This window comes from Acidicapsa acidisoli (assembly GCF_025685625.1).
GTDB classification, from domain to species: domain Bacteria; phylum Acidobacteriota; class Terriglobia; order Terriglobales; family Acidobacteriaceae; genus Acidicapsa; species Acidicapsa acidisoli.
Map to the genome: position 1 here is coordinate 2,220,841 of NZ_JAGSYI010000001.1, position 13,143 is coordinate 2,233,983.

Annotated in this window: 15 protein-coding genes; 11 read left to right on the forward strand and 4 right to left on the reverse strand. The window is 59.9% G+C overall.

Going from position 1 to position 13,143, the window contains the following annotated elements; translation table 11 throughout:
- Window positions 1–118 precede the first annotated feature (118 nt).
- Both OHL23_RS08935 and OHL23_RS08940 read right to left on the reverse strand, forming a co-directional pair.
- Window positions 119–694 carry a hypothetical protein gene (locus tag OHL23_RS08935; protein ID WP_263351430.1) on the reverse strand — a complete coding sequence of 192 codons (576 nt, stop codon included), beginning with the start codon at window positions 692–694 and terminating at the stop codon, window positions 119–121.
- Entirely contained in the window at window positions 682–3,195 is a 2,514-nt protein-coding gene (locus OHL23_RS08940) for an IPT/TIG domain-containing protein (RefSeq protein ID WP_263351431.1), read from the reverse strand. Before OHL23_RS08940 ends, OHL23_RS08935 begins: the two co-directional genes overlap by 13 nt.
- A 304-nt stretch (window positions 3,196–3,499) precedes the next feature.
- On the opposite strand from OHL23_RS08940, the gene OHL23_RS08945 reads away from it, so the two are divergent.
- Entirely contained in the window at window positions 3,500–4,555 is a 1,056-nt protein-coding gene (locus OHL23_RS08945; RefSeq protein ID WP_263351432.1) for a cytochrome P460 family protein, read from the forward strand.
- A 429-nt stretch (window positions 4,556–4,984) separates the two neighbouring features.
- Here OHL23_RS08945 and OHL23_RS08950 read toward each other — a convergent pair whose 3' ends face one another.
- On the reverse strand, window positions 4,985–5,194 hold the full coding sequence (locus OHL23_RS08950) for an allantoinase (protein WP_263351433.1): 210 nt from the start codon (window positions 5,192–5,194) through the stop codon (window positions 4,985–4,987).
- A 106-nt stretch (window positions 5,195–5,300) separates the two neighbouring features.
- Here OHL23_RS08950 and trxB point away from each other — a divergent pair, with 106 nt between their 5' ends.
- Window positions 5,301–6,233: a thioredoxin-disulfide reductase gene (gene trxB, locus OHL23_RS08955; protein WP_263351434.1), complete on the forward strand. Its 933-nt coding sequence runs from the start codon at window positions 5,301–5,303 to the stop codon at window positions 6,231–6,233.
- Window positions 6,234–6,268: 35 nt separating this feature from the next.
- Here trxB and OHL23_RS08960 read toward each other — a convergent pair whose 3' ends face one another.
- Entirely contained in the window at window positions 6,269–6,598 is a 330-nt protein-coding gene (locus OHL23_RS08960; RefSeq protein WP_263351435.1) for a DMT family protein, read from the reverse strand.
- A gap of 54 nt (window positions 6,599–6,652) precedes the next feature.
- Here OHL23_RS08960 and OHL23_RS08965 point away from each other — a divergent pair, with 54 nt between their 5' ends.
- The 9 genes from OHL23_RS08965 (at window position 6,653) to OHL23_RS09005 (ending at window position 13,093) form a co-directional block, all read left to right on the forward strand.
- Complete coding sequence (locus OHL23_RS08965; protein WP_263351436.1) at window positions 6,653–7,405, forward strand: YggS family pyridoxal phosphate-dependent enzyme; 753 nt, start codon at window positions 6,653–6,655, stop codon at window positions 7,403–7,405.
- Window positions 7,402–7,725, forward strand: coding sequence for a DUF167 domain-containing protein (locus OHL23_RS08970; RefSeq protein ID WP_263351437.1), 324 nt, complete (start codon window positions 7,402–7,404; stop codon window positions 7,723–7,725). Before OHL23_RS08965 ends, OHL23_RS08970 begins: the two co-directional genes overlap by 4 nt.
- A 75-nt stretch (window positions 7,726–7,800) precedes the next feature.
- A complete protein-coding gene (locus OHL23_RS08975) occupies window positions 7,801–9,231 on the forward strand; it encodes a sodium:solute symporter family protein (RefSeq protein ID WP_263351438.1) in 1,431 nt (476 codons plus the stop codon).
- 19 nt (window positions 9,232–9,250) lie between these two features.
- Window positions 9,251–9,547 carry a DUF503 domain-containing protein gene (locus tag OHL23_RS08980; protein WP_263351439.1) on the forward strand — a complete coding sequence of 99 codons (297 nt, stop codon included), beginning with the start codon at window positions 9,251–9,253 and terminating at the stop codon, window positions 9,545–9,547.
- 58 nt (window positions 9,548–9,605) lie between these two features.
- Window positions 9,606–10,043: a 30S ribosome-binding factor RbfA gene (gene rbfA, locus OHL23_RS08985; RefSeq protein ID WP_263351440.1), complete on the forward strand. Its 438-nt coding sequence runs from the start codon at window positions 9,606–9,608 to the stop codon at window positions 10,041–10,043.
- Window positions 10,044–10,057: 14 nt separating this feature from the next.
- A complete protein-coding gene (locus OHL23_RS08990; RefSeq protein ID WP_263351441.1) occupies window positions 10,058–11,098 on the forward strand; it encodes a DHH family phosphoesterase in 1,041 nt (346 codons plus the stop codon).
- Between the two features lie 29 nt (window positions 11,099–11,127).
- Window positions 11,128–12,366 carry a glycosyltransferase gene (locus tag OHL23_RS08995; protein WP_263351442.1) on the forward strand — a complete coding sequence of 413 codons (1,239 nt, stop codon included), beginning with the start codon at window positions 11,128–11,130 and terminating at the stop codon, window positions 12,364–12,366.
- Window positions 12,367–12,425: 59 nt separating this feature from the next.
- On the forward strand, window positions 12,426–12,671 hold the full coding sequence (locus OHL23_RS09000) for a type II toxin-antitoxin system Phd/YefM family antitoxin (protein ID WP_263351443.1): 246 nt from the start codon (window positions 12,426–12,428) through the stop codon (window positions 12,669–12,671).
- Window positions 12,668–13,093, forward strand: a complete 426-nt coding sequence (locus OHL23_RS09005) for a type II toxin-antitoxin system VapC family toxin (RefSeq protein WP_263351444.1) — start codon at window positions 12,668–12,670, stop codon at window positions 13,091–13,093. Before OHL23_RS09000 ends, OHL23_RS09005 begins: the two co-directional genes overlap by 4 nt.
- Window positions 13,094–13,143: the final 50 nt, after the last annotated feature.

A 13,143-nucleotide genomic window follows, 5' to 3' on the forward strand; every position in this document is an offset into this window, starting at 1 on the left:
TCCTCCCCCGTTGTGATGCCGGAATTCCCTCAAAGGTATCGCAAGATCAGGGCATCGCCGCGATTTGGCCTTCAACGGAAACGAGAGACGGGCTCAGCCGAGGTTTGGGTTAACGATGCTACTCGGGATGCTGCTCGACGGAGAATTTCAGGATTCCGTTGTTTCCGGTCGCCGCGAGCCCTTGCAGGTTGGTTGCGACTCCCGGGAGGGTTAACGGAGTGAGTGTCACTGTTCCGTCCAGCGCCGATGTCAGCTCGGTGGTCTGGCTCGCCAAAAGCTGGGCCTGGGCGCAGCGTCCACGGGGCGGACAAGGCGGAGACCAGGCGTAGAGCGCCTGACTCAAGCTCACGGTGCCACCCGCCATCGGGTTGCCATCCACGTCGAGGACGCGCAGAGTCACCGGGGACGGGGTCGCTGTATCCGGAATGCTCTGACTGGTTCCGGAAACTGCGGTAAGGGTTGCCAGTTCAGGGCGCGAGCCAAAGGTGCTGAAGTCGGCACAGGTGGTGGTTCCGCTCAGGCAGGCAGTTGAAGAGGCGGTTTGACCTTCGCCGAGCGGTCCGACCGTCAGGGTTGTGCTCGCCGTTCCGGCTGAGGTGGTTGTGACAGGGCCGGTTGGGGCTGAAATTCCCGCGGTGCTTTGCCATGCCACCTGCTGGCCCGGCAAGGGTTCGCTGCCGCTCAGCACCAGCACTTGTACCGGCCATTGAATAGTTGCGCCTGCTGCCAGATAAAGGGTTGGGTCAATGCGGACAGCGATGGTGGAGTTCCACCATAAAAGTGCGTCTGGATGCCGGCGCCGTTGGTCAGGGCCGCGGTAACGACCGCCATTGAAGTTGAGGTCGCGGTCACGGAGAGCGTCGCGCGGCCATCGCCGCTTGTCGTGACAGAACAGATGGATGTGCCGCATCCCAAAGCCGCAACTCCACTGGTGACGGAATACAGCACCGTCACTCCGCCTGCTGGATTGCCGTCGGCGTCCGTCGCGATTACGGAAAATGGCTGCGGAACATTGATCGGAACCTGATTAGACGGAGCCGTTAACAGCGTTAATGCGTCCCCGGTTGCCGAGTCGTAGCTCACGCCACCTGGGATGATCGCTGTGGCATTGAAGGAAGGCAGGTCGTTCACGGTGACATTCTGGGAGCCGGTTACGCCCGGACCGGCAGCCGGAACCACTGCGGTGATTTCGGTCGGCAGGACGCTGATCACCTGGGCGGCTGTGCTGCCAATCTGCACGGTGTCTCCCTGGCGGAAGCCGGTTCCGCGAATCACGATTGTTCCTCCGGAAGACGGCAAGTGGGTGGGGGAGACCGTGTCGGCGTAGAGAACCCAGCCCCGGTAGAGGTAATCCGGCCGGCCATCCCCGCGCTGATCCACAATCGCCAGCCTGACGATGTCGCTGGCGGTGGTTGATGCCTGCATCCATGTTTCTCCCGGTGCGACGCCGTCAGCGGCGGGAGCAGACCCGGCTGCGGCAGTGCCGATGGGGTCGAAGCCGTCCCAGACGCCGATGGCTGGCATGGCCTTGACCGCGCTGGGCGTGCCGGTTTCGTCGAGTGCCTGCGCAATGAAGGTGAAGGTGCGATTGGCCTGCACCGGAAGCAGAAACCAGTCGCCCTGGCCCACCTGACCGATGCGGCTGATCCAGATTCCGGTTGGGGGCAACAGCTCTGGGCTGGCCTCGGTGCCGATGGCTGCCGGGAGGGTGGGGGCAGTTGGCCCAATCGACCCGATCGACCCGATCAATTTGACCGGATTCACAGGGAGGCGATTCGCTGAGGCTGCCTCCGGTGCGTTGGCGAACTCAGAATACGCCAAAGGCCGGGGTCTGGGCAACGCGGTGACCGTGGTTTGCGGGGCTAATTCCGCTGCCGAGTCGGCTATGTTCAGCGTCAAGGTCCGAGAGCTTCCGGCCACAAGCCCAGTCACCTCCAGGGTCGGCATGGTGCCCGAGGGAGTTGGCGAACCAAGCAAATATGGGCCGACCGAGACGGAGTCAATATAGAGCGGACTGACCGCTTCGAAGGTTACCTGATAGTTGGCCGTTGTCATGCCGGGCGGCAAAGGCATCGCGCTCAGATCGAAAAAACCTTCGAGGGAGGGGTCGTTGCTGCCGAAGCGATCCAGCCGATTGCCGTTTGCGTCGGTCCAGCCGGTGACCGGGTTGCCGCGATTCCCGGAGAAATACGACCCTGAAACGAAGGTTACGGTGTACTGGTAGAGCGGATTGCCGTTGGCGTCGAGCGGCCGGGCGACGACATTGACTCCCTGCATGCCCTGTCCCGAGCGGAAATTGATTGTTCCCTCGATTGAGACAGTATTCGGGGCCGTCAGCATTTTTCCGGGAAAGCTGGCCAGATTGGCAGCCGTAACCGGGTAGAGGCGGTTGAGTGCGGCGATGTCGTCGAGGCGCAGCTCGCTGGGATTGGGAATGCAGTCGCCGCCGAAGGCGCTGCATTCGCCGTTGAGCGGCTCCATGACCGGCCAGCCGAGGATGCCGTTGGGTTCTGTCGAGCCAAGCGTCTGGGCATTGGGATTGACCTGCGAAAAATCGAGGCCGAGAATGCGCCCGAAGGCGCGCTCCAGTTGATAGCTCATCATAGCGAGCAGGTTTGCCGAGGTGGCGCAGCGGCCATTCAGCAGGATTACGCCATGAGCCAGGTTGGCGTTGACGCTCATGTTATCGATCCAGACAAGCAGGCTGTTCATGGAGCAGTTATCGGGTTCGCTGGCTCCCGCGCCTTCGAGCGCGTCCATGACGGAGCCGTCGGAGTCGAAGATCACGGCGACGGGTGTCGAAGTCGCGGTGGGAGCTACGTCGGCCGGGGCGTAGAGAAAGCCATTGCCTGCGAAGACATTGCTGCCGTTCACGTCTTCGGCGAGGCTGCCGGAGTCGGTGAGGTTGACTGCTGCTGTCGGCACGGCGCTCCAGATCGCGGCTGCGGCATCGACCATGGCGACGGCCTGCGCGTTCGAGACTGGTCCGAGCGGACCCTGATCGACGAAATACTTTACCTGTCCGCCGGGCCAGATCACCGGCTGGCCCATCACAGCGGGATTGAAGTAGCTCACTCCGGCGACGTACTTCGGGCCGCCGGCCAAGGCCGCAGATGGCGCGAAAAAGAACGCGACAGACGCTCCGATGAGCAGGCAACTGAACAGCCAAGGGGAGGGAAAAAGTCGCGGGAACATTCGAGCAAAGGCCTCCACCGAAGAAGACAGTGGAACTTCAACGGAACTTCAACGGCCAATGCTGGATGAACACGAGAACATCCGAAAAGGGCGAGCTACTGTGAGGGTTTTCTAACAGGAACGGATGCCGTTGGCGGACCACGTTCACTCCGCCCCTGACATCCCTCCCGCGCACTTGATACGAAGGTACCGGTCGATACCATCGTCCAATTGTTTTACTCCCTTGCCTCCGGCTTAATTGCAAGTGTTCCAGACGCACGTCACATCGGGTTTGGAAGGCTCTCTTTGCGGAGGAGAACACACGATGCCTGAACTTCTCAGGGAATCTACAGGCCTGCCGTGGATTGGCAGGTGGCGCGGAAATGATTGCCGTGTGGCGCTAGAACAGAATCTGAGGCTTGGAGTAATCATTGCAATGCTGGGCGCTTTGCTTACAGGTTGCACAGCGGACAAACATCCTTCCCAGGAGGAAAGCAACCTGGCCAATGCAGCTAAAGACGTTGCCATTCCATTGGAGGCAGGAAAGAAAAATAACCCCCTGCCTGAGACGGGCGAGGTCGTGAGCCAGGGGCAGGAAGTGTTTCTCGGGTCGTGCGCCCAATGTCACGCTCCCGACGGGCGCGGAGATACGAGTCTCGGGCACAGCATGGCCCCGCCTGCCATGGATCTCACCTCGGCCCACGTGCAGCACTGGAGCGACGCGGAACTGTTTTGGATCATACAGAACGGAGTTCGCCTCACAGGCATGCCTGCCTGGCGGTCGAGCATTTCCGAGAACGACACCTGGAAGCTTGCACGCTTCATCCACAGCCTTCCCCGGCTCGACTCCGCCTCCGCTTCCACAGCAGTCCCGTCACAGGCACAAGCCGCCATTCCTGCGCAGGACAAGTACGCCCTCAAAGTACTGAATGGCGTCGCGTTCTCCGAGTTCAAGGGATACGAAAGCTGGCCGGTGATCGCCATCAGTCATAACGGCAATACACTCGCCGCGATCCTCGGCAATCCGGCGATGATCAACGCCTACAAGGCGGGTATTCCCGGTAACGGCAAGCCCTTTCCCGATGGCGCCAAGATGGTGAAGGTCCATTGGATCGCGAAAGTGAATGTCGAGGAACCCGGTGCGCCGACAGTGCCAGGCACCCAGCATGACGTTGATCTCATGCTGAAGGACAGCAAGCGGTTCGCGGACAGCGGCGGATGGGGTTACGGCGCATTCGAGTATGACGCGGCGTCCAATGCGTTCAGGGCCGCCAACTTGAAAGACAAGCCGCCGCAGGGGAACGATGCCAAGTGCGGATTCGCGTGCCACACGGCAGTGAAATCAAAAGATTACGTTTTTACGGGCTACGGGCAGAGGTGAGCTCTCTTGAAGACGCCGTTTTCGGTAATTCGCAGATTTTGTTGACGAATTTAAGTTGCCTCCTTGAAGCGACCTAAAATGAGACTTTACGAGATGTTCGTTTCTGATCGGCCACACTACAATAGTCTTCGGTGATAGGCGAGCTAAAAATCCGGGAGCGACGACGCGTAGTCCGTCGAATCTGGTTTGTAAGGAGTTTTATAGCTCTCATGCTTGCATGTTTGGTCTTCGGTTGGATGAACGGTGGGCCGGTATTTCCGCGTGCCATAGGAACTTTCTTCAACCTGTTATGGACTGCTGGCTCGATAGCGTACCTTCGACAGCTACAACGGCGACTGAGGTAAGCTCGCCAATCAACCGCCCGCAAAACGACGTTTTCGGTAATTCGCAGAGGGCCGTCGAGGACTTCGCCGACGGCTCTGGGCCTGCTTAAATCTCCGGATAGAAGTCGAAGAAGGCGTCGATGCTCATGCGCAGCTGGCCCTCGATTTCTTCTCGGGAGCCTTCGAGTACGTGCATCGTGACATGCGCTTCTTGGCCATTGGCTAGTTTGAGGGTTGCGTCCTGCACCTGAGCGACTTCGCCCTCGGGCAGGAGGCGGAGACCGTAGATCAGAGTCAGATTCGCCATAAGCTTCATCTTATCTCCAGAAGAGAAGCGATGCGGTGCGGCTGGAAGTCGGGGATTGTTCCGGGTACTCCACTACAATTACCAAGTCCACATAAATCGCTGGGGAAAGATCACAATGCAGGAAATTCGCGATACCGTCATTCTGGGTTCCGGCTGCGCAGGCCTCACTGCCGCTATTTACACCGCACGTGCCAACCTCAAGCCGCTGGTGCTGGAAGGTCACGAACCGGGCGGCCAGCTTTCCATTACCACCCTGGTCGAGAATTTTCCGGGATGGCCAGATGGCATTCAAGGGCCGGAACTGATTGAAAACATGAAGAAACAGGCGGCGCGATTTGGCGCTGAGTTCAAGACGAGCCACCTGGTTTCGGTTGATTTGAACGTGCACCCGTTCCGGCTGAAGACGTCGAACGGAGAGTACGGCGCTCGTACCCTGATCATTGCCTCCGGCGCCAGCGCGCGCTGGCTGGGGCTGCCGAGTGAGCAGGCCTTGATCGGCCACGGCGTCTCAAGCTGCGCCACCTGCGACGGATTCTTCTTCAACGGCCAGGAGATTGCTGTCGTCGGCGGCGGCGATACCGCGATGGAAGAGTCGCTGTTTCTGACCCGGTTCGCGACCAAGGTTTACCTGCTGCACCGCCGCGAAAGCTTCCGCGCTTCGAAGGTGATGATGGAGCGGGTCATTGCTCATCCCAAGATCCAGATCCTGACCGACACGGTCGTCGACGAAGTGCTCGGCGTCGAGGAGAAGTCGGTCTGCGGGCTGCACATCCGCAATGTCAAGACCGGCGAAAAGTCAGTCCTGCCGGTGACAGGGTTCTTTCTCGGCATCGGTCATGAGCCCAATGCCAAGATGTTCCACGGCCAGATTGACCTGGACGACGAGGGATACATCCGCACGAAAGACAACGTGCTGACCAAAGTCGCAGGAGTCTTCGCTTGCGGCGACGTGCAGGACCGGCGCTATCGCCAGGCCATCACTGCAGCCGGGACGGGCTGCATGGCTGCGCTCGAAGCGGAGAAGTTCCTAGAAGAGCACGGACACTGAGGGCTGGCGTCGGCCACTCCTCAGTAGAACGTTGCTTACCATGGCTTGAAGACGAAGAACGCCGCGGCGACCAGGCAAAGCCCCGCCGCGGCGTGGTTCCATCGGAGCTGGGTTCCGAAGTAGAGCATGGTGAAGACGGCGAAGACGCAGAGGGTGATGATCTCCTGCATTACCTTGAGTTGCACCGGGCTGAAGCGTTCCGATCCGATCCGATTGGCCGGGACTTGCAGGCAATATTCAAAGAAGGCGATGCCCCAGCTTACGAGGATCACTTTCCAAAGTGCATCCTGGCGGTATTTCAGGTGTCCGTACCAGGCGATTGTCATGCAGATATTCGAGAGAATGAGCAATATTACTGTCCACATATCAGCTAGGATGACGGACGGTGGCCATGGGTTGTTGCATCGGGAGCGGGGGACATGAGCGAGCAAACAGAACGGCAGACGGTGATCCGGGAAGATCTTGCGCGCAATCTCGAACGGCTCGAAGACCTGATTGCAAGCTCGTGCCGTGCGGCCAATCGCGCTCGTTCCGAGGTGGAACTAGTGGCTGTCTCCAAGAATCATCCTGCGGAAGCGCTCGTTGCAGCCGTTGAGCTCCGCTTGCGCGTCTTTGGCGAAAACCGTGTACAGGAGTTTGCGGCCAAGTCTGTCGAGTTAGCCGCGGCCGGTGTTCGCGGCCGGATGCGGGCGCATCTGATCGGGCATTTGCAATCGAATAAGGCAGCGAAGGCTGTTGAGGTCTTCGACGCCGTCGATTCGGTGGATTCGCTGCGACTTGCGGAACGGCTCGATGAAGCCGCTGGGCGAATCGGCAAGCGGCTGCCGGTGCTGCTGGAGATCAAGCTCAGTCATGAGGAATCGAAGGCTGGTCTTGCCCCAGATTCGACCGAGCTGGCGGAACTGTTGGAAAAGCTGCCGTCGCTGCACAATCTGGAGGCGCAAGGTTTGATGACCATCGCTCCGCTGGATGTGCCGGAAGACGAGACTCGCGGCTGTTTCCGTGCGCTGAAGCTGCTGCGGGACCGTTTCGCGGTGGAGCATCCACGGCTCAATCTGCCGGTGCTGTCGATGGGCATGAGCGGAGATTTTTCGCTGGCCATCGCCGAGGGCGCGACCCGCATCCGCGTTGGAACGGCGCTTTTCGGGATGCGGCCCGGCTATCCGAAATGAGCGATGATACGGCGACGAGCTTTCTGCGAGATCATCCGGATGGCTGCTCGCTTGCGATTCGCGTTCAGCCGGGAGCGAAACGCACGGCAATTGCTGGCATCCACGGCGAAGGCGCCGATTCGCGGCTGAAAATCGCGCTCCAGGCGCCACCCATTGAGGGACGAGCGAATGAGGCGCTTGTCGATTTTCTGGCGGAAATATTCAGCGTTGCGCGCTCCGCTGTGATCGTTGCGTATGGCCAGACGGGCAGATCGAAGCTGGTGGTTCTAAGGGGCATTGCGCTTAATGTCGCCCGGAGCCGGATTCAGTCCCTGCTCTGACCGGCTCCGAGGCTTTTTCCGAGCCCCATCCGTTACACTCGCTTTAATTCGAGTCTGCGAAGGAAACGCCTGCCCATGTCGTCGCTTTACGTCATTCTGCTTGTTGTCATAGCTGCCGCGCTCATGGGCGTTTCGCTGTTTCGTGCCTCGCTGGTCAAGACCAAGGCGGATTATCTGGTTGCCGGGCGGTCGCTGCCGGCTACGGTGCTGGTGCTCACGCTGCTCACGTCGTGGATCGGTGCGGGGTCGCTCTTTGCCGGTGCGGAAAATGCGTACCGGAACGGATTTGCCGCGCTCTGGCAGGCTGGCGGCGGCTGGCTGGGCCTGTTGCTCATCTACTTCATCGCGCCGCGCGCACGAAAGTTCGCGCAATTCACCTTGCCGGATCTGCTGGAGGCACGCTACAACCAGACGGCGCGGGTTCTGGGCACGATCGCCATTCTCTTTGCCTACGTAGGCATCACCAGCTACCAGTTCAAAGGCGGCGGCAACGTACTGCACCTGATCTTTCCCGAGACCGTCTCGCCCGAGCTGGGCACCTACATCATCGCCGTCTTCGTCATCGTGTCGACGGCCCTGGCCGGCATGTCGTCGGTGGCGTATATGGATGTGGCTATCGGTTCGCTGGTCACAGTGATCTGCATCATCTCCGCACCAATGCTGTTTGTGAAGGCCGGTGGATGGACCGGTCTTCATGCGACGCTGCCGGAGACACATTTTCAGATACTCGGAAATCTGACCTTCTTGCGGGCGATGGAATTTCTTGTTCCGACGATGCTGCTGATGCTGGGCAATCAGGTAATGTATCAGAAGTTCTTCTCGGCGAAATCCGAGAAGGACGCGCGGATTTCGGTCATAGGCTGGATTCTCGGCACTGTTCTGCTGGAGACTTTGATCGTGGCTATCGCGGTCTTCGGTTCGGCGCTTTACCAGACTGGCGAGGTAGCAAAGCAGCCCTACGAAATCATCCCCTACACGGCGCGTCACGGGCTGCCTGCATTCATGGGCGCGTTGCTGCTCTCGGCGGTGTTTGCCAAGGTGATCTCCACTGCTTCGAATTACCTGTTTTCTCCGGCCACAAATCTGGTCAACGACGTCTTTGTGCGCTATATCGCGCCGGACGCGTCTCACAAGCGGGTGCTGATCATCTCACGGTTGGCGGTCGTGGTTCTTGGCTGCTGGGCGCTCTATCAGGCCATCTACGCTCAGAGCATTCTGCAGAAAATGCTGTACGCGTACACGATTTATTCGGCAGCACTGACGCCGGTGGTTCTCGCGGCGTTTTATTCAAAGCGCGTGACCGCCTGGAGCGCGGTCGCAGCCATCGGCACCGGAACCGTGGTCACACTGGCATGGGATGTTCCCGGCGTCAAAGATGTCTTCCCGCAGGTGATTGCGCAGCGCGATGCGATCTTTCCGGCGCTGATTGCCGCCGTCGCCGCGCTGATTGTCGTCAGCCTCTTTACCGCCCCGCCAAGCGCGGAGCAACTGGCAAAATTCTCCTAGCGCTGATATTCAAAAGACAATGCCCGTAGCCCAACTCACGCTTGAAATTCGCATCGAACACGCCCACTCGCTCAAGGATCGACGGCAGGTAGTGCGGTCGCTGAAGGACCAGCTTCGCCAGGGATTCAATGTCTCCGTTGCCGAATTGGATGAGGCCGTTACCTGGCAGAGCGCAACGGTTGGGGTCGCGGCGATCTCTGGTTCGCGGGATTATCTGCGCGGTCAGGTGGAAGAGGTTGAGCGGGCCGCGGCGAGAATGATCCGGGAACTGGGCGCGGAGATCTCCGACTCATGGTGGGACTTCCTCGAAGGATGAGCCCCGCGACCTCTGGTATCCTATGGGGTTTACCTGAAGAGGAAACGGAGGGATTGCCATGGCCGAGCCAAGATCGCGTGTGTACCACCGGAATCGGGTGGCGGAGACTTTGCGCGAAGAGATCGGAACCATGCTGGAGGGCCAGCTTTCCGATCCGAGAATCGCGTTCTGCTACGTCACCGAAGTTGCGATGAATCCGGGCAGCAAGTCAGCGCGGGTGTACATTGCCGTCGACGGCGGCGAAGAAGCGGAAAAGAACACAGTTGCGGCTCTCCTGGCGGCTAAAGGATACATTCGCCACGAGTTGCTGGAACGGCTTGGTGTGAGGCGCGTGCCCGATCTGAGTTTTCACGTGGACAAATCGGAGAAGTTTCAGTCCCGCATCGACGAATTGCTGGGACGGGCCAAAAAGCGGCAGAAGCCGGCTGCTCCAGGTGCGCTGCCGGAGCCGGCGGCTGCTGAAAAGCCTGCGGCCGATGCGTCCGCCACGGAGTAGCCGGGTTTACGGATATGGCGACACCGCAATCCATTTCGTATGCGCAGGGCGCAATCGCCGGGGGCGCTTCGCTGACTCCGATGCAGGCGATTCTGGCGGCTTTGCGAGAGGGCGAGCGGTTTCTGGTCTGTTCGCACTCACGGCCGGATGGAGATGCGGTCGGGTCCATGCTTGCCATGGGCATGCTGCTTCGCCAGATGGGCAAGAATGTGGACATTGTGGCTGCGGACCGAGTTCCGGCGGTATACCGCAATCTGCCGGGCGCTGGCGAGATCCGCCATGCGATGCGGGTCCATGGGCCGTATGACGCGGTAATTCTGCTCGAATGCGATGGCCTGCAGCGAACCCGGCTGCGCGGCCTGGAGCGGATGTTCCACATCAACATCGACCACCATTCCACTGGCAGGGAGTTTGGCGAGCTGAACTGGATCGACTGTAACGCCTGCTCGGTCGGTGAACTCGTGCACAGGCTGGCAAAGGCCTCTGGCTGCACGGTGACGCCGGAGATGGCGACCTGCCTCTATACGACGCTGCTCACCGACACAGGCGGATTCTGCTTCGGGGGCATTCATGCCAGCACCTTTACTCTCGCCGGAGAACTGGTCGAAGCGGGAGCCGATCCAGTGCATATTGCGCGAGACGTGTATTTCGCCAATCCGTTTTCCAAGATGCTATTGCTGGGCAAGGCGCTTAGCAATTTGCAACGCAACGGGGCAAACGGAACCCTGGCCTGGCTCTGGGTGACCCATGAGGATATGGTGAGTGCGGGCGCGGTTGAGGAGGACTGCGAAGGCGTGGTGAATTATGCGCTGTCGACGGTGGGAGTCGAGGCTGCGGTGTTTTTGCGTGAGCTGCCCGAGGGACGCATCCGCCTGAGCCTGCGTAGCAAAACCGGAAAAGACGGGTGCAGCGTGAATGTGGCACAGATCAGCGAGCGGCTCGGCGGCGGCGGCCATGAGAACGCTGCCGGATGCACCCTGGATGGACCGATGGAGCGGGCGAAGGAAGAGATCCTCGCAGCCCTGCGTCGGGAGATGGAATTAACGGGTAAGTGACCGGATCGGATGCGCCGAAAAGGGTACTGATGGCGACCATCGGGTCGCTCGGGGATCTGCATCCGACGCTGGCTCTGGCCCTGGAACTCAAGCGGCGCGGGCATCTGGTCACAGTCGCCTCGACCGGGTATTACCGCGACAAGGTGGAAGCGCTGGGATTGACTTTCCGTGCGCTGCGGCCGAACTGGGACCCCACGGACCAGAATCTGATTGCGCAGTGCGAGGATCTGAAAAGCGGTCCGGAGGTGCTCTTTCGCAAGCTGATCCTGCCTCATCTTCGAGATACATACGACGATCTGCTGGCTGCGGCTGCTGAAGCAGATCTGATGATCGCCGGGGAACTGGTTTATGCTGCTCCGCTGGTGGCGGAAAAGCTGAGACTACAGTGGGGCTCCGCGATTCTTTCGCCGACCTCGTTCTTTTCCGCCCACGATCCTTCGTATCTGGTGAATATTCCCGAGGTCTACCGGCTGCGCCGTGCTGGTTGGGGGATCAACCGGGCGATTCTGGAGTTCGGGAAGCTGCTGTCACGGCACTGGTGGGAGCCGGTGAGGAGCCTGCGCCGGGAGCTGGGACTGCGCGTCGCGTGTGATCCGGTTTTCAAGGACAAGTTCTCGCCGGATCTGGTGCTTGCGCTCTTCTCGAGCTGCCTCGGCGCGCCGCAGCCAGACTGGCCACGGCATACGCTCCAGCCGGGATTTGTATTTTATGACAGGCATAGCCCGCACAAGGACGATTCCCCGGAACTGGCCGATTTTCTCGCTGCCGGAGACGCTCCCATTGTCTTTACGCTGGGTTCGACGGCGGTCCATAACTCTGGCGACTTTTATGACGTCAGCATGACAGCGGCGCGGCAGTTGGGTCGACGAGGGGTGTTCGTTGGGGCCAAGTCAACGAGCACTGCGACTTCGGCGGATTTTCTGGCTCTCCTGTATGCGCCGTATTCCCGGATATTTCCCGGCGCGTCCGTGATCGTGCACCAGGGCGGTTCGGGAACGACGGGGCAGGCGCTACGCGCCGGGCGTCCGCAATTGATTGTGCCCTATGGGTGGGATCAGCCCGACAACGGAGCGCGCGTTGAACGGCTCGGTGTAGGGCTTTGTCTGGCACGGAGCGCCTATTCCGTGCAGTCTGCCGTCGAAAAACTGTCGCAATTGCTCGCGGATAGGCGATTTGTCACGATGTCGGCCGAAGCCGGAGCGCGGATCCGGAAAGAAGATTCGCTCCGGATTGCCTGCGACGCGATTGAAGCTCTACTAGACCGATAATTTTGCCATGATTTCAACTAGAAAGACTATAATTATGGCTGAAATGGTTGGAGGCTTGCATGGCGATCTGGCAAGTGCAGGAAGCGAAAACGCGTCTGAGTGAGGTGATCGAAGAGGCAGACAAGCGAGGTCCTCAAATCATCACCCGGCACGGCGCGGAAAGGGCTGTCGTTCTTTCCATTGCGGATTATCGTGCGCTTACGGCCCATCGACCGGACCTGCGGCAGTATCTGCTGGGCGGCCCGAAAGTGGATAGTTTCGAAGTAGAGCGCGAGCGTGACACCGGGCGAGAGATCAGCCTGTGAGCGGACGGCTCCAATATCTTCTGGATACAAACGTGTTGTCTGAGACGCGCAAAAGACAGGCGGACGAGCGCGTAATCTCATTTCTCTCCGAGACGGAGCCGACCGCAATCTACATCAGTGTTCTCACCCTTGGGGAGTTACGGAAAGGCGTGGCCCGCAAGAACCAAACCGATCCAGAGTCCGCGAAGAGAATTGGTTCGTGGGTCGAGGGACTGGAACTGAGTTTCGCCGATCGCATCCTGGGGATCGATACAACAGTTGCGAAGTTGTGGGGAGAACTGTCGGCACAACGTCCGAGGCCGGTGGTCGATACACTGCTCGCTGCCACTGCTATGGCGCACGAGCTTACCCTTGTCACCCGCAACGGGATCGATGTGCAGGATATTCCGGTTCCAGTGCTGGATCTGTGGAAACGACTGTGACGTATCGGCATCGCGTTTTGACAGAGGGGGTTCACCGGGACAAATCTGGT